Annotated in this window: 2 protein-coding genes and 1 pseudogene; 2 read left to right on the top strand and 1 reads right to left on the bottom strand. The window is 33.1% G+C overall.

The genetic code is table 11. From position 1 onward, the window contains the following. Positions 1-248 precede the first annotated feature (248 nt). Entirely contained in the window at positions 249-860 is a 612-nt protein-coding gene (locus V7183_RS25755; RefSeq protein WP_097899453.1) for a recombinase family protein, read from the top strand. A 72-nt stretch (positions 861-932) separates the two neighbouring features. Then, positions 933-1,592, top strand: a complete 660-nt coding sequence (locus V7183_RS25750) for a serine/threonine protein kinase (RefSeq protein ID WP_335361311.1) — start codon at positions 933-935, stop codon at positions 1,590-1,592. A gap of 96 nt (positions 1,593-1,688) precedes the next feature. On the opposite strand, the pseudogene V7183_RS25745 reads toward V7183_RS25750, so the two are convergent. After that, positions 1,689-2,078 (bottom strand): annotated as a pseudogene (locus V7183_RS25745) (DUF6262 family protein); the annotation flags it as partial. Between the last annotated feature and the right edge of the window lie 135 nt (positions 2,079-2,213).

Raw genomic sequence — 2,213 nt, 5'->3', positions numbered from 1 at the left:
TCCTTATGGATTATATATATAATAGGTTATAGTATGTCAAAAAGTACACCTTTAGATACATTTTTAACTTTCATGTATTTAGTGTTAAGTGAACATCTTGAACCATCTATAAAAGTATACCTTTACAGATATATAGAAACCTATAAAAAACCACGTCTACAAATGTTTATTTCTCACTTTACAGACATCTGTTTATTTTATATATTTTTACAGACATAATTGGTATAATTACCAGTGAGGTGTAGCATATGAAACATAAAAAATTTGGATATGTCCGAGTTTCGAGTAAAGATCAAAACGAAGAACGACAAATTCAGAATATGAAAGATTTAGGAATAGAAGATCGGGATATTTTCATAGATAAAGAATCTGGGAAAAATATGGAGAGAGAGAATTACCAAATGCTAAAACGTCTTGTTCGTGCGGAAGATACCATTGTATTTGATTCCTTAACAAGACTTGGGAGAAATATGAATGATACATTAGAAGAATTTAGGTACTATGAAAAGCATAGAGTAAATTTACAATTTATAAAGGAACCCTATATTAATGTCAATTACACTGGAGAAAGTACAAATGATGTCATTCAGAGTGCAATTCAAAAAGCAACTCTTACAATATTATCAGCCTTTGCAGAAAAAGAGCGAATTGATATTAAACAACGTCAAGCTGAAGGAATTGCTCTTGCCAGGAAGCAAGGTAAACGTTTAGGACGTCCGCCTGTCGAAATAACAGAAGAATTTATTGAAGCTTACAAGGAATGGAAATCTGGTTCAATTACAGCCGTAGGAGCTATGAAAAAGTATGGCATCAAACGTTCCTCATTTTATAAACTTGCCAAACAGTATGAGGAAAATTAAATTGTATATATTTTGACATATTCATTTTAAAATGTGGATGGGACCCCTTTTAACAAAACTGGAGTGGAAATGATGAGTATAAATAGTTTTGTGGGATTGATAAAGGACGAATTATTAAAAGAGGTAAGCATAAAAAGTGAGGATAAATTCGATCCTGTAGTAGTTAAAGATATTCCCAGACTTTGGAAGTGTTTAGGGACAGGTAATTATGCCGCAGTATTTATGCACAAAGAATACAAAGATTGGGTAGTGAAAATTTACGCGCGAGAAGGAGAAGGAATTGAAAAAGAGTCAGAAGTATACCGAAGAATCGGAAATCATCCTTCTTATTCGAAGCTTATATATAAAGGAGAAAATTTCATAGTATTGAAACGTTTAAAAGAAATTACCTTATACGATGCTATTCATAAGGGGATTAAAATTCCTAAGCAGGTAATCCTTGATATCAATGAAGCTTTAGAGTATGCAAGGGAACAAGGATTAACTCCTTGTGATGTTCACGGGAAAAATGTGATGATGGAAAACGGAAGGGGATATGTAGTCGATGTATCTGATTTCTTAAAAACAAAAGAAGATAGTAAGTGGAGAGACCTAGAAAAGGCATATTTTACATTTTACTTGCCTTTCATTTATAAATTGCCTTTCCCTGTTAAAATACCGTATTTCATGTTAAACATTGTTAGACGTTCATATAGAAAATATAAGAAGCTTAAAAAGAAATTCAAATTGTAAAAGGACCACATACTTATCTTTAGGTTAGATAAGTGAACCACTAGTAAACAAAAGGACCGTACATTTTAGATATGTCTAATATGTACGGTCCTAATTTTATAACTTCATGAAGTAATCAGTAAGCTTTTCATTTTCTTTTTCACGCAATTGCTTATTTTCTTCTTCAAGCTCTTTATTCTTTTTCTCTAACTTTTCAATTCTTCTTTTAAGAGAAGCGATGACGGCATTTTGATTGTTCTCGTCCCGTTTAATCCTAGAGTCCACAAATGCTTTTTCTTGTTGATTTCGCAAGAAATTGATGCGTTCTTTGAGCTCTGTATGGTTATACAGTGTGGCTTTACTCACTCCGGCTTCTTCTGCCACACTATTGAAGTTAATTGCTTTAGAGCTCTTGGTTAGTCGTTTTATAGCTTCCTCAACCTTAGCTATAGTTGTCTGTTTCCTTTTTTCGTGTAGCTGCCTTAGTTGCTCTTCACGGTCGAAATTTGCTTAGCGTATGTTTTCGTTAAAATGTGGGTGGGACCCCATGCCCATCAACCTAAGATTTTAAGACACCCCCATAACGAGAATTTTACCTTTTTACAATTATTTATGAGAATTCGGCTCATTTTTTTCGTTTTG

The organism is Bacillus sp. JJ1127, assembly GCF_036965845.1.
GTDB lineage: Bacteria > Bacillota > Bacilli > Bacillales > Bacillaceae_G > Bacillus_A.
Note: the sequence above shows the minus strand (reverse complement) of the source record. Positions and strands in the feature narration are given on the sequence as shown.